The organism is Bacillus sp. CH_70 (assembly GCF_038007045.1).
Taxonomy (GTDB): domain Bacteria; phylum Bacillota; class Bacilli; order Bacillales; family Bacillaceae_G; genus Bacillus_A; species Bacillus_A cereus.
The window spans coordinates 5,124,712-5,141,459 of the sequence record NZ_JBBOWL010000001.1 but is presented as its reverse complement, the minus strand read 5'-3'; the positions used below and the strand labels follow the sequence as shown (position 1 = coordinate 5,141,459).

Sequence of the window (16,748 nt, the reverse complement as noted above, 5' to 3'; positions counted from 1 at the left end):
AAAATATGCTTTTATGCATATATATTTTTTCTCAATAAAAGACCACTGATAAAAATCAGTGGTCTTTTATTGATTAAGCAGCTTTCTGTTCAGTTTGAGTAACAGGTTTTTGAAGCGAGTTATAAACCCCTGTTCCGATAACGTCTAATGCCATTTTCATTCGTTCAGGTGAAATATTTTCTAATACGTTATCTTGAGGTGTATGGTATACCTTCTCAATATGATAGATTAATGGATTCCAACTATCGACACCCATCCAAATAAATAGAGCAGCAGGAATACCAGCTTCAGCAAATGGAACATGATCACTAGAACCGAATTTACCTTGTAGGACGAGGTCATTATTTAGTTGTTTACCTGCTTGCAAGGCAGCATCTGTTACAAAGTTTGTAGAGCCATCAGGTGTCATAGCGTATAAATTCTTTGCTTTATCATAATTTGTTGCAACCATGTCTGCGTTAAAGACACCTAAAATTCGATTGCGTTCTTTTTGGGATAGACTATTAACGTAATAATCGGAGCCAAGTAAGCCAGTCTCTTCAGAACCAAAGGTAATAAACCGAATTTCCTTATCAGTTTCTACATTTTGAAAAGCACGAGCTAGTTCTAATACTAATCCAGTTCCAGAAGCATTATCATTTGCGCCAGGTGCTCCGACAACACTATCATAGTGCGAACTTACAACGACTGCTTTTTCATTACCGGTACTCTTTTTTGGTTTCTTTTTGGCGATAACATTTAGAGATGTTAATTTAGATTCATGTCTCGCTTTTAGGGAAAGAATTGTTGTCCCTTTTTTAGCGATTTCTTCTTTAAATGCATTTCCTTGCGCATAAGCAAGACCAAAGACAGGGATAGATTGCTTTTTCGTTAGGCGGGGATTGAAGGTTTGTCCATAATTTCCGCGTCCGCCAATTAAACTGTATAAAAGAACACCTTTTGCACCTTTGCTAACAGCATTTTCAACTTGTTTATTATAGTCTGTAATTGTCGTTCCTCTTTCAAATAAAACAATTTTACCGTTTACTTCGTTTGGAATATCTTCTAATTTTGTCCCACCTTGAACAAAGATAAGGGGAGCTGTAACAGCTTCTGTAGAAATTAGTGAATTAGGAGCAGCACCAGCTTGCCAATTACGTTTTATTGATAGTGGTGATTCAATGAATCCAACGTACTGATCGGGCACCTGAAATGGCTGATATTCTACTTCATAGCCCATCGATTTAAGCTGCATACCAATGTAACGAGAAGCCCATTCTTCGGATTTTGTTCCACCGGGTCGAGGACCAATTGTTTCAGATAAGAAACGAACATGTTCAATTGCCCGGTTTGGATCAATCTGTTTTGTAATAGATGGAGTTTGTGTAACCTCTGACGTGGAATCCGCTTTTGCTTGCCCAATTGGAGCTAAGCTAACAGCGAGTGATACAGCAAGCAAAGAGCTTACTATTTTTTGTTTCAATGATTTTCTCATTTTTTCCTCTCCTATTCTTCTATTCTCTGTGACTGACAAAAGAAGACGGATAATGACTTTATTTTACCTTCGCGTCTTTTATTTTTCAATATTCTGACATTGAGAAATAAAAACAATATATGCATATTTGCATATTTTTGAGGAAGATATGTATGCTATTATTTTAAACGAAGGTTCGCTTTCTACTCTGAAAGCTCCTACATTGCATGAATCTAGTGTACCCAAACTTTAGATTATGTAGAGAAATGGAACCACTGTAGGGTTTCATTTCTCATGTTTGAATCAGTTGATGGTAATTATGTTTCCGCATTTCATAATTATTATCAGTGATATATGTAAGGCATCCATATGAAAATAAGAGGCTGTTCAAAGGTTTTCCGTACTTTTGGGCAGCCTCACCCCGTTAAAAGGACGATACTTTATGTATCGTCCTTTTTGTATAAAAAAACATCCAATCAATTGAGAGATTGATTGGATGTAAAAACATTATTAATAATGTTTTTTGCGTTTTGTAGCTAAAATACTTAATAATCCAGCTAGTAGAAGGACGATACCTACTGTTTGTGTAGGGTCTTCTTTATGACCTGTATTTGGAAGGTGTTTATCCGTATTTCGATCATCTTGCTGTTTGTTATCTGTTTCATTTGATGTTTCTTCGGAAGTTCCGTTTTTGTGTTTCTCAGATGTTTCATTGCCTTTGTTTTCTTCTTTATTTGGAGGAGTAACTGGCTTGTCATCTCCACCTGACGAAGATTCAATCTTTTTATTTGAAACTGTAATTTGTAGTGGTGTAGCTTGGGCTTTATCAATTGTAAAGTTTATTGGTGATGCATCTAATTGATAGCCTTTAGGAGCCTGTGTTTCTACTAATTGATAATTACCAGGTTTCAAATCATTTACGATTACTTTTCCGTGTTGGTCTGTTTTTAAACCTTCTCGGATGATTTTTCCATCTTGGTCTAAAATATTGAAAATGGCACCTTCAAGTGTTCCATGGTGATCAATATCAACTTTAGTTAACTCAATTGAACCTGTTGTTAAACTATTTAAAGCTGTAACAGAGGTAATCTGAGATTGTCCTTTCGTAATTGTGAAAGGAATTGGTTTAATGTTTAAATCATAGCCAGTTGGAGCTTTCGTTTCAATGAACTGATAATCTCCTGGACGTAAATCAGAAACAGAAATCTTCCCATCTTTATCAGTAGTTAAATCAGAATGAACATCTTTACCGTTCATATCTACAATTTTAAAGATAGCCCCTGCAAGAGTAGTACCATCGATGTCATCAACTTTAGTTAATTCAACTGCGCCTTTAGTTAAGCTGTTAGTAGCAGTAACAGAAGCTTTAGCAGTTTGACTCTTTTCAATAGTAAACTTGATAGGATTTTGATTTAAGTCATAATGCTTAGGAGCTTTCGTTTCAATGAACTGATAATCTCCCGGACGTAAATCAGAAACAGAAATCTTCCCATCTTTATCGGTAGTTAAATCAGAACGAACATCCTTGCCGTCCATATCTACAATTTTAAAGATTGCTCCTTCAAGAGTAGTACCATCGATGTCATCAACTTTAGTTAATTCAACTGCGCCTTTAGTTAAGCTATTCGTAGCAGTAACAGAGGCGATTTTTTCTTGGCCTTTTTTAACTGTGAACTTAATAGGTGTTTTGTTTAAGTCATAGTGTTCAGGAGCTTTTGTTTCGATAAACTCATAGTCTCCTGGCGGTAATTCATCCACAACTAAACGGCCGTTTTTATCAGTAGTTAAATCGGTACGAACATCGTGTCCATCCTTATTAACAATTTTAAATACTGCACCTTCAAGTGTTGTGTTTTGCTTGGCATCATCAACTTTAATTAACTCAACACTACCTTTCGTTAAGCTATTAATAGCTGTAACGAAGACATGCTTTGTTTGACTTCTTTCGATTGTGAACTTAATTGGTTCTTCATTTAAGTCGTAATGTTTAGGAGCTTTTGTTTCAATAAATTGATAGTCTCCTGGTTGTAAGTCTTTAGCGATGATTTTTCCGTCTTTATTGGTAACTAAATTCGTACGAATGTCGTTACCGTTCAGATCAGTAATTTTAAATACCGCACCTTCTAGCATTTCTTTCTTATCTATAGAGTCAACTTTCGTTAATTCCACGCCACCTTTTGTTAGGCCATTCTTAGCAGTAACAGAAGCGTGAGTTAGTTGACTTCTTTCGATAGTGAAGCTAATAGGTGTTTTATTTAAATCGTAATGCTTAGGAGCTTTCGTTTCAATGAATTGATAGTCTCCTGGGCGTAAGTTCGTAGCAGTAATCTTACCATCTTTATCAGTAGTTAAATCAGTGCGAACAATTTTACCTTTCGCATCGATGATGTTAAACACTGCATCAGAAAGTTTTGTATCTGGATTTATATCATCCACTTTTACTAATTCTACAGCACCCTCAGTTAAGCTATTTGTAGCAGTAACTTGGAGCTTTTCTTTTTGGCTTTTCTTAATTGTAAACTTAATAGGTGTACTATCTAATTTATAGTGTTCAGGAGCTTTCGTTTCAACAAACTGATAGTCCCCAGGACGTAAATCAGAAACAGAAATTTTTCCGTGTACATCTGTTGTAAGCTCAGTACGAATGTCGTTACCATTCAGATCAGTAATTTTAAATACCGCATCTTTAAGAGCAGTACCATCTACATCATCCACTTTAGAAAGTTCCACAGCGCCTTTCGTTAAGCTATTTGTAGCTGTAACGGAGATAGGATCAGCTTGGCTCTTTGTAATTGTGAATGGAATTGGCTCTTTGTTTAAATCGTAGTGTTTCGGAGCCGTTGTCTCGATGAATTGATAATCACCAGGACGTAGGTCAGAAACGCTAATTTTACCTTGTTGATTCGTAACAAGATTTTTGCGAATTACAGTACCATTCATATCCACAATTTTAAATACTGCGCCTTCAAGAGTAGTGCCATCGACGTCATCCACTTTAGAAAGTTCCACGCCGCCTTTTGTTAAACTATTTTTCATAGTAACGGTAGCAATATCTTTTTGGCTTTTTTCAATTGTAAATATAATTGGTTTTTTGTCTAAATCATAGTGTTCAGGAGCCGTTATTTCAACGAATTGATACGTACCAGGACGTAAGTTTTCGATAACGATTTTACCTTCGCTGTTTGTTTTTAAATCTGTTTTAAGTACTTTGCCATCTTGATCCAGTAAATTAAATACCGCATCAGCAAGTTTTGTTTGAGTGTTTAAATCATCAACTTTAAGTAATTCGATACTACCTTGTTTTAAGCTATTTGTAGCAGTTAAAGAAATAGCTTTCTTCTGTCCTTTTTCAATAGTGAATTTGATTGGTGTTTCATCTAAAACGTAATGCTTAGGAGCTTTCGTTTCGATAAATTGGTAATCACCAGGACGTAGGTCGTTAATTTCGATTATTCCTTGTTCATTTGTAACAAGGTCTTTATGAACTACATCACCGTTCATATTAACAATTTTAAATACTGCATCTTTAAGAACAGTGCCATCAACATCGTCTACTTTAGAAAGTTTAACTGCACCCTTTGTTAAAGCATTTGTAGCAGTGATATGAAGAGTTTCAGTTTGGCTCTTTTTAATTGTAAATACGATAGGTTTTTTATATAAATCGTAATGTTCAGGAGCAATTGTTTCAACGAATTGATACGTACCAGGACGTAGATTTTCAACAACAATTTTACCTTCAGCATTTGTTTTTAAGCCTTCTTCAACTAGCTCCCCGTCTGCATCTAATAAATTAAATACGGCGTTAGCAAGTTTTGTATTTACATCAATATCGTCAATCTTTGTTAGTTCAACGCTACCTTTTTTCAAAGCATTTTTGCCTGTAACATTGATCTCTTTCGTTTGACTTCTTTCAATTGTAAATGGAATCGTTGTTTCATCTAATACATAGTGCTCAGGAGCTTTTGTTTCAATGAACTGATAGTCTCCAGGGCGTAAATCAGAAACAGAAATTTTACCGTTTTTATCTGTAACAAGATTCGTATGAACTTCCTTACCATTCATATCCACAATCTTAAAGATTGCACCTTCGAGCATCGTACGATCGATGTCATCAATTTTTGTTAATGTTACTGCACCTTTCTTTAAACTGTTAGTAGCAGTAACAGTAATATTCTCTTTTTGACTTTTTTCGATAGTGAACGGAATAGGGTCTTTGCTTAAGGTATAGTCTTTTGGAGCTTTTACTTCAATAAATTGATAGTCTCCAGGACGTAAATCAGAAGCAGAAATTTTACCGTTTTTATCAGTTGTTAAACCTTTGCGAATTACCTTTTTAGTATCATGAGCGTCAACGATTATAAATTCTGCACCTTCAAGAGTAGTGCCATCAACATCATCAACTTTTGTTAAAGTGACGCCACCTGTAAGTAAACTATTTTTTACAGTAACGGGGATAGGAAGATCTTCCTTACTACCTTTTTTAATTGTGAACTTAATAGGTGTTTTGTCTAATTTATAATGTTCAGGGGCTTTTGTTTCGATAAATTGATAATCCCCTGGTGCTAAATCAGGAATAACTAATACTCCGTAATCATCTGTTGTTAAATCTTTCATAATTTCTTTGCCAGTTGCATCTTGCAATGTGAATACAGCGCCGGCAAGAGCTTTACTACTTTCCACATCATCTTCTTTAATAAGTTTAACTTTTCCTTTCGTTAAACTATTTTTAAATGTAAGTGGAAGGAGTTTTTGTTGTCCTTTTTCGATTGTAAATTCAATTGGTTCTACATTTACATCGTAATAAGTTGGAGCCTTTGTCTCGATAAGCTTATAGTTACCAGGACGTAAGTCATCTACAACTAGCATTCCTTTACTATTCGTAACAAGGTCCGTACGAACATCTTCATTAGTATCTCTATTAACGATTTTAAATACTGCACCTTCAAGTGTTTCCTTTTCATCTGCAGCATTCACTTTTGTTAACTCAATACCGCCTTTTGTTAAGCTGTTTTTAGCGGTAACAGTAGCCTGAGTTGTTTGACTTTCTGTAATCGTAAATTTAATTGGTTTTGTATTTTTGTCGTAATACTTCGGTGCTGTTACTTCGATAAATTTATAATCGCCAGGGCGTAAGCCAGTAGCGATAGCTTTACCATCCGCACCAGTTTTTACATTTTCGCGAATAACTTTCTTTTCATCATTTGCATCAACAATTTTAAATACAGCACCTTCAAGAGCTGTACCATCGATATCATCAACTTTTGTTAATTCAACATCTCCTGGTTTTAAAGCATTTTCAGCTTTCACAAGTAGAGTTTCTTTCTGACTTCTATCGATTGTAAATTCAATAGGTTCTGCTTGTAAAACGTAATGTTCAGGAGCAGCTATTTCAATAAATTTATACGTACCAGGACGTAGGTTACTAACTTTAACTTTACCGTGTTTATCAGTAGTTAAGTTAGTGTGAGGGGAAACGTCATTATTATTTGTATCGACAAGTTTGAATACAGCACCTTCTAGTGGTTTTTTCTCACCAAACTCATCAACTTTTAATAATTCAACCTCGCCCGTTTTTAAGCTGTTATTTGCCGTAACAGTAGCAAGAGCTTGTTGGCTTTTATCAATTGTAAACTCGATAGGGTTTGTACTTAACGTATAATCCTTAGGAGCTTCTGTTTCGATAAATTTATAAGCACCAGGCTCTAAATCTTTAACGGTAACTTTTCCATCTGAACCTGTTTTTATATTTTCACGAATTACTTGTTTCTCGTCATTCGCATCGACAATTTTAAATACAGCACCTTCAAGGGCAGTGCCATCGACATCATCGACTTTCGTTAAAGTGACACCACCTTTAATGAGGTGATTTGTCGCTGTAACAGTAAGTGCTTTCTGTTGGCTCTTATCAATTGTAAATTTAAGTGGTTTTTTATCTATTTCATAATGTTCAGGAGCTTTCTCTTCAACAAATTGGTACTCTCCAGGAAGTAAATTTTTCGCTTCGATTTGTCCGTTACCATTTGTCGTTAATTTGGTATAACCAGGAATTCTTTTGTTATTTCGGTCCCGTACACTAAATACTGCACCTTCTAAAGTATTACCCTCTTTATCAACTTTTGTTAGGATAACTGAGCCTCTAATCAAGTTGTTTTGGGCCTCTTTATTAATTACTGTTGTTTGATCTTCCTCGATTGTAAATTCAATAAGTCGATCATCTAATTGATAATGTTCAGGAGCCTTTATTTCTTTTAAGTAGTAAGTTCCTGGTTTTAAATTATCTACAGTAATTTGTCCTTTATCATTTGTTATTAATTCTTTATGTTCAGGAATGACATTATGGTTTTGATCAAGCAGAGAGAAAACTGCATTTTTAAGCTTTTCTTTGTTATGAGCATCAGTCTTTGTAAGTACTACTTTTCCAACAAATTTCTCGTTTTTAAGAGTATATGTTGTAGTTTCTTCTGCACCAAGCTTAACAAGTTTACCTGCTTTTAATTCTTTACTAATGACATAGCCATCAAGAGTTTTCATTTCTCTAAGCAGATATTCATCGCGTTTTAAGTTGTTAAACTGAGCGATACCATTGTCGTCTGTTGTAATTGTTCGAATAGCAGTTGTACCTGTGCGATCGAATAAAGTAAATACTACGCCAGATAAAATTTTATTTGGATCTGCATTATCTACTTTTTTAATTTGAAGGTTTCCGCGTCCCTTAGTAGCAGAACCGCCTCCAGATCCAGAAGATACTTTAACTACTATTTCTTCAATTTTTTCAGTTTCTGTTAATTTTAAACTATTACCAGTAATCTTCGCTTTATTGCTTACCTTTTCATTATTGTCTGCATTAATGAGTGAACGGTATTCTAAAATATAAGCTCGATCAATAGTATGAAGAAATTCAATTGTAAATTGTTGTTTCCCCGTATTGTTGTCTGTTGTTATTTTGAGTTTATAGTCTTTTCCTTCTTTTAATTCGTTTGTTGTATCTTTCGTTAAAGTGCCATCCACGGCTACTGTTGTCCCATATAGGTGGAATGACTTTTCATCGAGAATTTGATTGTCTGTCGGATCGTCTGTTACGACAGCATTTTCAATCGTTGATTGACTTGCATTAATAGAAACGCTCCAATCAATGTACTTGTCATTTTGTTTTGCTTTTTTCGTAACGCCGCTACCACCATTTTTGATCTCGAATGCACCATGAATATTGGCGATAGTTTCCGATCCATCTTTTAATTTGGCGTAATTATCATAGCGCTTATTAATTTCTTCACCTGCAAGTGAAGTTTTAAAGCTGATATGGTACGCTGTTTTAATTTCATTTTTAAAATGAATCGTTAATGTATTTTTATTATCTTTCATTGCATTTTCTACCGTATATTCGTCAGGGGAAACAAGTGCCCCTAATTTATAACCGTCTGCACCACCAGTTAATTCCATATGATGAATCTCAATGGAGTCTGGTATAAGTTTTTGATTGTTTTCTAGTACGTCAACGATAGAAGGGTCTTTAATAGTCCTGTTATTATAGTTAAACCCTATGTCCCATTTGATTTCTTTCGTTTGGGCATTGTAAGAACCGTATTTAAATCCGTTTCCTTTTGTATAGCCGTCAGGATTGAATCTATCATGAGATTTACTATTTTTATCGTTCCCATTTATATCTTTCCATGATAACTCAGCTGTATTTTTGAATGATTTATTATCATCCTTTTTAGATAGAGTCTCGTAATTAAAGTCTGTTGTGTACGTGATGGTTAAAGTTTTATCCATATTAGACTTATAACTACCAGCTAGTGTTACTTTGAATCCGTCAGCTGTTACATCAAGTGTGTAATCAGAGTCTAATTTCAGTTCAGTTGATCCATCAGTAATTTTGAAACTATCTTTTTGTAATGTAAGTCCACTATAGTCAAACGTATCAGTGATAACAGCATCATTTAACACGTAATTGTTATCATTTACAATAATTGTCCATTTCGTTGTTTTCTTATTGTAATCTGTATCGTTTGCATTTTTATTATGTTTCTTTATGATGTTTTGTTGTTGTAATGTAACTTTGTTTGTTTTACTCCATTTTCCATCTGCAATAATTGTATTTTCGATTTCGCCATCTTGTATAACATCATTCTTGGCTTTCGATGTATAAGTAATCACATAGGCACTATTAATATCTTCATTAAATTGTAAATCAAATCCCTCATCGGTTTCTTTTACAGTAAAGTTTGTGGCGTTGTCACCTGTAACAAGTTTTCCGTTATTATCATAAGAAGCATTTTTAACCACGATAGAACTTGCATCAACTTTATGAGATTTGTCCAAGATGTCTTTTAAAAGCGCATCAGATTGTTTAATATCTCTTTGATCACCGTTGAAAGTAATTGTCCATTCAATTGTTTGTGTTTTTGGATTATATTTATTAGTTTTCTCTAGATGTGTACCGCGTGAAACAGTTACAGTTGCATTTGCGGATACATCTCCTTGATTCTTGCTGGATACTTTTGCTTCATTTTTGAAACTAGTAACACTTTCGTCAGTAATTTTTGTCGCATATTCAATTTGATATGCTTTTTTTGTTTCATTTTTAAAAGCGATATTTAATTTATCGGAGGATGAAGTGAGTGTATATTCTTCTTTACTAACTTCGGCTCCACGAGTCGTTTTCCCGTTAATATCTACTTCTAACTCATAAACCTTAATAGAATCTTCATTGAGACTGGATCCATTTGGAATATTGTCTTGGAAGACAGCGTTTGTAAGAATGTCTTTTGTTTTGTTCATTTCGACTGTCCAATTGATTTGATTCGTATTAATCGGTCTATCAGGTATACCTTTTTTATTCATAGATTTCTTTACATTAGGTTTGAAATCAAGCTCGATAATAACGTCTTGTTCTTTAATTGGGAAAGGAATTTTTTGTTCCGTAGTCCCTTTAATTTTTGTTTTATTGAATTCCGTACCAACTTTTAAATGACCATCTATATTAGGATTGTCTTCAACGTACTCGTTAAAAGTCATAGTTACTTTTCCGTTTAAGTCAACAACGAACGTCCCAATTTCATGTCCTGTTCCATCAACTAAAGGCTGTGTAATGGTGTTGTGGACGATAAAATATTCCGGGAGTTGGAAAATATAGTAATCTCCCTTTTTTACTTTTAATGATTCTAAAACTTCCCATGTAAAATCGATATTGGCAGCAGAATCAGGATTTGGACGATTATCTGTATCATTAAATGGTTTTCCGTCTTTATCTGTTAATTTTACGCTTGTTAAAATATTTTCTTTAATTTGCTTAGGTGATGGGTCTGGATTTTCAACAGGTTGCCCTGTTGTGTTATCACCAGGGTTCTCAGTAGGTTGCTGTGTCCCGCCATCTTTTGGCTGTTCAGTAGGCTGCTGAGGATTCCCGTCTTTCGGCTGTTCCGCAGGTTGCTGAGTGTTCCCGTCTTTTGGTTGTTCCGCAGGTTTCTGCTGTGTCTCACCATCTTTTGACTGTTTCGCAGGCTGCTGAGGATTCCCGTCTTTTGGTTGTTCCGCAGGTTTCTGCTGTGTTTCACCATCTTTTGGCTGTTCAGTAGGTTGCTGTGCGTCACCGTTCTTTTGCTCTTCGGTAGTCTGCTTAGCATCATCACTATTAATAGTAGGTGAAGTAGGGTTATCTACTTGAACAGGAACTGAGATAGTCTTAGCTACTGTACCTAGAGGGAAAGTGAGTGGGACGGCTTTTATGCCAGGTTTTAAATCTGGATTGAATACAGTGTCAAATTTAATTTTTCCCTTAACACCTTTTGAATCTTTTACTGAATCGTTAAAGACTATTTTCATTTTGTTATCGTTTGCCGTAACAAAATATTGACCAATAATTTGTTGATCTGCCATCAAGTTTCCTTGTTGGTCATTTTTTACTTTTAATGCGTTAGGTATTTGAAGAACTGTTGCATCTTTTTCTTGTGCAATTTGATGATCTTTTATTGACCAAGCATATTCTAGGTGAATGATTGATCCTGCATTTATTAAGTTTTTAGGATTTAATGCTTCGTCAATAATATGATTCGTTGCATCTTTCATTTCAACAGTGTCAAATAAGGAATCTCCTGTTAAGGTTTCCGCTTTTACTTGATTGTATGGAAAACTAGCAAGTTGCGAAAATAGTACGAATACAATTAAACATACATTGAAAAGTTTTTTCATTTTTCCTCCTCTGAACATTCATTTGTCCATTGGGGACTTATTCCACATGAACAAATGGAATATAAAAAGTATTTTTTATAAGCTATTTCCTTTTTGCTATCCCTCCGTTTCTATACGCGTTCTCAGACAAGTAGGATTATGTTCAAAGTAATATTATTTAACGTAAAACAAAATGTATATTTACACAGTTCTGTGGAAATATACACAATTCGACAAAAAATGTCGAAAAAAATACTGATATTAAAGAATGATATCAGACCTTTATATGTGAGATAGTTTTCATGTATATCTAGTAAAAAAGAATGGTTATAAAGGTAAGTTTTACGATACATACTAACCAATGTAGTGTATCCCTTTGTGAAGGCTTATTTTTGCCTTAAAGTTATGTGGAGATAAAAAGCTAGATAGGGTTGGTTTTGGTCAGAATGAAGACAATATGTACTTTGAAAATAGTCATTTATTTTGTCTAAAGAGAGTTGTGCGATTAGTGGACCGAAGTTGAAAGATGATAGTTTCTTACATTGTTAGAGGAATATAAGAATTACAGAATATTCGACTAACACGTTACTACGGTCATTTTTGAGACTGTTTAAACAATAAGAAAGAAGGTGTTTTACTCCTTAGTTACAATATCTTTTTAGTAAAGATAAGCTTAAGTAACCTCCGCTAAAGATTATATACTTAAATGATAAAGAGTTCAACAGTAGTTCACATATTTTCCCAAAAATAAAAACGGCTGTTTTATGTGGAATAAATCTACAAAACAGCCGTTTTTGGTATTAGATTTCTGTTAAAATTATTGGTTCGCCGCGCGTTACGACAACGGTATGTTCACATTGTGCAACAAGACTTTTATCAGGTGTAACGAATGTCCAGCCGTCGTCACCACGTTCAATAATATGATCAGCTTTCATAGAGATGAACGGTTCTACAGCGATAACAAGACCGTCTTTTAGAAGCGCATTATCCATTGGATCATAGTAACTTAAAATGTGATTTGGTGCTTCATGTAAGCTAAGACCAATGCCGTGACCAGTTAAGTTTTGAATAACATTGTATCCACTTTTATGTGCAAAGTTTGAAACAGCACGACCAATTTGATTTTGTTTTGAGCCAGCTCTAACCTTTTTCATTGCTGCCCAAAATGCATCAACCGCTGCTTGGCAAAGCTTTTCTTTTGCTTCGTCTTCTCCAAGAACAAATGAGATACCTGTATCTGCATAATAGCCATCAAGTGCAGCAGATACATCGACGTTTACTAAGTCGCCTTCTTTTAATACGCGATCTCCTGGAATACCATGAGCAACTTCCTCATTTACACTAATGCAAGTTACACCTGGGAAATCATATTCTTTTTCAGGTGCAGAAATAGCACCATGCTCATCTAATACTTTTTTACCGATCAAATCAAGCTCTTTCGTTGTCATACCTGGCTTCGCTTCTTTTTTCATTTCTTCACGTGCAAGCGCAACGATGCGGCCGATTTTTCGTAAGCCTTCTAAATCTTGTTCATTACGAATAATCATGAAAACCACTGTCCTTCCTCGAATATATATCTTAACCGATTGTATCATGTTTATTTTCGTCCTGCTACTCGCTTGCGGTATGCAGCTTGATTCCTCTCATAAAGAATACATGACAATTGTCATATCGATGTCATGACGCATCATACTGTTTCCTAAGTTTTCCAAGTAATACAATGTAAATATAAGAAACAGCGGGGGTGGAGAGATGGAAAAGATTATTGAAGTAAATGGTGTTTCTAAAACATTTAAACATAAAAACGCAGTAAATAATGTTTCATTTCATGTAAATAAAGGGGAAATAGTAGCGTTACTTGGTCCGAATGGTGCGGGGAAAACAACGACGATGTCGATGATGCTTGGATTAAAGGACCCGACAGAAGGTAAGGTCTTTATATTTGGAAAGAGTCCAAAGCATAGAGATGTTCGTAATAGCCTCGGTGCGATGCTACAAGAAGTAAGTGTCATTGATAGTATTACGGTGGAAGAGGCAATCGAGTTATTCCGTAGTTATTATACGAATCCTATAGCGAAAGAAACGTTACTGCAGTTATCAAATTTAGAATCAGAGCGAAAGCAAAGATGTGAGAAATTATCAGGTGGGCAAAAAAGAAGGTTGAATTTTGCGCTTGCACTTGCGGGAAATCCGGATTTGTTATTTTTAGATGAGCCGACAGTCGGAATGGATATTACGTCTCGAAGAACGTTTTGGGAAACGATTCGAAAGTTAGCAAGTGAAGGGAAAACGATTATTTTAACGACGCATTATTTAGAAGAAGCAGATGCTTTAGCAAATCGTATCTTATTATTTGCGAACGGAAAGATTATCGCAGATGGTACACCAGACGAAATGAAAGCAACGATTTCGAGAAAAACAATCACATTTTACTCGAAGGAAAGCATTCCTACAAAATTATTAAAGGAATTACCAAATGTAACAGAAGTAAAGTCAAGCGAAGGACGATTCATTTTAACAACGGAGGATACGGATGCAACTTTAAAAGCCATTTATCAAAGGAATTTACCTGTAATAGATGTTTCAGTTGAACGTGGAAGCCTTGATGAAGCATTTGAACAGTTTGTCGCAAATCAGAAGGAGGAAATCGCATGAGAGCATTATGGATGCAATGCAAAATAGAAATTTTACGTACATTCCGCAATAAATTATTTATCTTTTTCTCATTATTAATGCCTGTTATGTTTTACTACATTTTTACAAATGTTGTTCAAGTACCACAAAACGGAGATGCGTGGAAAGCACACTATTTAATTTCGATGGCAACTTTCAGTATTGTAGGGACTGCACTCTTTAGTTTCGGTGTGAGACTTTCTCAGGAAAGAGGACAAGGATGGACACATCTTTTGAAAATCACACCACTTCCAGAGGGTGCGTATATAACTGCTAAAATTATTGCACAAACAGTAGTAAATGCTTTTTCAATATTAGTTATCTTTATTGCAGGGATACTAATTAATCATGTTGAGTTAACGATAGGGCAATGGATTGGTGCGGGATTATGGTTATTGTTAGGGGTAACACCATTTTTAGCATTAGGAACAGTAATAGGTTCCATTAAGAAGGCGGACGCAGCTGCTGGCTTAGCAAATATTTTAAATATGAGTTTAGCTATAGTTGGCGGGTTATGGATGCCGATTGAAGTATTCCCCAAAATGTTAAGAACGATTGGTGAATGGACACCGACATACCATTTCGGAAGTGGTGCGTGGGATATTGTAGCTGGAAAATCAATTGGATGGGAAAATATCGCGGTATTAGGAGGTTATTTCCTTATATTTGTTGTAGTATCAATATATATAAGAAAAAGACAGGAAGCGGTATAAATGATAGAGAAGAAGAGGATTGAGATTTTTCCGAAACATATGGGATTCTTCCCGTATATGTGGTTTGTTTATCTATTATTTCCAATTTATCACTTAGCGCAGGCATCAGGATGGAAGCTTGTAATAGGAAGCGGTATGTTGATAATTTTTATCGTCACATACCGTCAGCTTTATTTTGTTCAGAGGACGTTTGTTTTTTGGGCGTGTATTCAAATGGTACTCATCTTTTTATTTGCTTTATTTTATAATCCTTTTATGATATTTTTTGGCTTTTTCACAGCAAGTGCGATGGGATTTGCGCCAAATAAGAAAGTATTTCGAGTGCTGTTATGTTCGTTAGTTATCATGCTTGGAGCATTTTTATTTGTAAATATGAATCAACTAACAACTACAAGTTTAGTAAATATTGTTCCGATGTTTATTTTAATGCTTCTTACGCCATTTGGTATGCGTAATTTTAATCAGAAAAAGATGTTGAAGAACCAACTGAATGAAGCAAACGAGCAAATTAAAGACTTAGTAAAACGTGAAGAACGGCAGCGGATTGCAAGAGATCTTCATGACACATTAGGGCATACGTTATCTCTTATTACTTTGAAAAGCCAGCTTGTAGAGAAGTTAATTGTGAAAAATCCAGAGCGTGCAAGTGCGGAAGCGAAGGAAATTACACAAACGTCTCGTACAGCCTTAAAACAGCTGAGAGAATTAATTTCTGATATGCGTATGATTACGGTAGAAGAAGAGCTAGAGCAAATAAAAGCGATCTTACAAGCAGCTAATATTGAATTAGAAGTGAGGCAAGAAGCCAGCTCGAGTTCGTTATCACCAATTGAACAAAATATTGTCGGGATGTGTTTACGTGAGGCTGTTACGAATGTTGTAAAACATAGCAAGGCAACGCGGTGCACAGTTTCTGTATTAGAATCGCAAGGTGAGCTGATTTTGAAAGTAAAAGATAACGGAATCGGTTTAACAGATCAAAATCATGATGGAAATGGTATCCGCGGCATGAAAGAACGAATTGCTCTTATTGATGGATTTGTTGAACTAGGTACAATCAATCCAGGGACGTTGTTAACAGTAAAAGTTCCAGTTGTAATTAGAACAGGAAAAGATGAGGTGAGGGCATGATTCGAATTATTATTGCAGAAGATCAACGGATGCTTCGTGGTGCATTAGGGGCCCTACTTGATCTAGAAGATGATATCGAAGTAATTGGGCAAGCGGCAAACGGGGAAGAGGCGCTAAAATTAATTGAATCGTTAAAACCGGATATAAGTATTATGGATATTGAAATGCCGATTCAAAGTGGATTAGATGTTGCTGAAGCGTTAAAAAAAGAAAAATCATTATGTAAAGTAATGATTTTAACAACATTTGCACGGCCGGGATATTTTGAAAGAGCAATGAAAGCTGGTGTGCACGGCTATTTGTTAAAGGATAGCCCAAGTGAAGATTTAGCAGCAGCAATTCGTAATGTAATGAAGGGGAAACGAGAGGTCTCCCAAGATTTAATGTTCGGCCTATGGCAGGAGCAAAATCCGTTGTCAGATCGCGAAAAGGAAGTATTGTTGCTTGCGAAAGAAGGAAAGACGGCAAACGAAATTGCGAAGGCACTTTATCTTTCACCGGGTACAGTACGTAATTATATTTCTGAAGTATTAACGAAGCTCGATGCGAAAAATAGAATTGAGGCAATTACAATTGCGGAAGAAAAGGGTTGGATATAAAAAGAAGGT

The 16,748-nt window shown here is 35.3% G+C and carries 7 protein-coding genes; 4 read left to right on the top strand and 3 right to left on the bottom strand.

The window, feature by feature from the left end:
• Window positions 1-73 precede the first annotated feature (73 nt).
• The 3 genes from N2V79_RS26305 to map all read right to left on the bottom strand — a co-directional run bounded on the left by N2V79_RS26305 (window position 74) and on the right by map (window position 13,218).
• Window positions 74-1,474, bottom strand: coding sequence for a M28 family metallopeptidase (locus N2V79_RS26305; protein ID WP_053563296.1), 1,401 nt, complete (start codon window positions 1,472-1,474; stop codon window positions 74-76).
• 489 nt (window positions 1,475-1,963) lie between these two features.
• A complete protein-coding gene (locus N2V79_RS26300) occupies window positions 1,964-11,644 on the bottom strand; it encodes a SpaA isopeptide-forming pilin-related protein (RefSeq protein ID WP_340720319.1) in 9,681 nt (3,226 codons plus the stop codon).
• A gap of 779 nt (window positions 11,645-12,423) precedes the next feature.
• A complete protein-coding gene (gene map / locus N2V79_RS26295; protein ID WP_100910518.1) occupies window positions 12,424-13,218 on the bottom strand; it encodes a type I methionyl aminopeptidase in 795 nt (264 codons plus the stop codon).
• Between the two features lie 157 nt (window positions 13,219-13,375).
• Between map and N2V79_RS26290 the strand changes: the two genes are divergently transcribed.
• Genes N2V79_RS26290 through N2V79_RS26275 form a run of 4 tightly spaced genes read left to right on the top strand, consistent with a single transcriptional unit; the run spans window position 13,376 to window position 16,739 of the window.
• Window positions 13,376-14,278, top strand: coding sequence for an ABC transporter ATP-binding protein (locus N2V79_RS26290; protein ID WP_053563298.1), 903 nt, complete (start codon window positions 13,376-13,378; stop codon window positions 14,276-14,278).
• Entirely contained in the window at window positions 14,275-15,009 is a 735-nt protein-coding gene (locus N2V79_RS26285) for an ABC transporter permease (protein WP_340720318.1), read from the top strand. Before N2V79_RS26290 ends, N2V79_RS26285 begins: the two co-directional genes overlap by 4 nt.
• Window positions 15,010-16,140: a sensor histidine kinase gene (locus N2V79_RS26280; RefSeq protein ID WP_053563300.1), complete on the top strand. Its 1,131-nt coding sequence runs from the start codon at window positions 15,010-15,012 to the stop codon at window positions 16,138-16,140.
• The gene (locus N2V79_RS26275) at window positions 16,137-16,739 is read left to right on the top strand and encodes a response regulator transcription factor (protein ID WP_053563301.1); all 603 of its coding nucleotides are present in this window, start codon (window positions 16,137-16,139) and stop codon (window positions 16,737-16,739) included. Before N2V79_RS26280 ends, N2V79_RS26275 begins: the two co-directional genes overlap by 4 nt.
• Window positions 16,740-16,748: the final 9 nt, after the last annotated feature.

Excerpts from the sequence above, each read along its gene's own strand:
- N2V79_RS26290 (WP_053563298.1), top strand. The coding sequence starts at position 13,376 with ATGGAAAAGATTATTGAAGTAAATGGTGTTTCTAAAACATTTAAACAT.
- N2V79_RS26305 (WP_053563296.1), bottom strand. The coding sequence starts at position 1,474 with ATGAGAAAATCATTGAAACAAAAAATAGTAAGCTCTTTGCTTGCTGTA.
- N2V79_RS26280 (WP_053563300.1), top strand. The coding sequence starts at position 15,010 with ATGATAGAGAAGAAGAGGATTGAGATTTTTCCGAAACATATGGGATTC.
- N2V79_RS26300 (WP_340720319.1), bottom strand. The coding sequence starts at position 11,644 with ATGAAAAAACTTTTCAATGTATGTTTAATTGTATTCGTACTATTTTCG.
- map (WP_100910518.1), bottom strand. The coding sequence starts at position 13,218 with ATGATACAATCGGTTAAGATATATATTCGAGGAAGGACAGTGGTTTTC.
- N2V79_RS26285 (WP_340720318.1), top strand. The coding sequence starts at position 14,275 with ATGAGAGCATTATGGATGCAATGCAAAATAGAAATTTTACGTACATTC.
- N2V79_RS26275 (WP_053563301.1), top strand. The coding sequence starts at position 16,137 with ATGATTCGAATTATTATTGCAGAAGATCAACGGATGCTTCGTGGTGCA.